The organism is Exiguobacterium profundum, from assembly GCF_001909285.1.
In the GTDB taxonomy this organism is placed as follows: domain Bacteria; phylum Bacillota; class Bacilli; order Exiguobacteriales; family Exiguobacteriaceae; genus Exiguobacterium; species Exiguobacterium profundum.
Window position 1 is genome coordinate 2,620,625 of record NZ_MRSV01000001.1, and the last position, 292, is coordinate 2,620,916.

The following is a 292-nucleotide window of genomic DNA, read 5'->3' on the forward strand; positions in this document are numbered from 1 at the left end:
AATTGAACCCTCGAATGCCGGAATCACAATCCGGTGCGTTAACCACTTCGCCACAATCGCCATGATGAAATTAAAACAGGGGCAGCAGGAATCGAACCCGCGCTGACGGTTTTGGAGACCGTAGTTCTACCGCTAAACTATGCCCCTAAGTGGTGGGGGGGGGCGGATTCGAACCGCCGAACCCGAGGGAGCGGATTTACAGTCCGCCGCGTTTAGCCACTTCGCTACCCCCCCACATATGGTGGCTTTGGACGGAATCGAACCGCCGACACAAGGATTTTCAGTCCTTTGC

At 55.5% G+C, this 292-nt stretch carries 2 tRNA genes; both read right to left on the reverse strand.

Features of this window, described 5'->3' with window-relative positions:
- Nucleotides 1-76: 76 nt before the first annotated feature.
- Nucleotides 77-147 (reverse strand) — tRNA-Trp (locus tag BBB58_RS13490).
- Nucleotides 148-150: 3 nt separating this feature from the next.
- Nucleotides 151-234: transfer RNA gene (locus BBB58_RS13495), tRNA-Tyr, on the reverse strand.
- Nucleotides 235-292 lie beyond the last annotated feature (58 nt).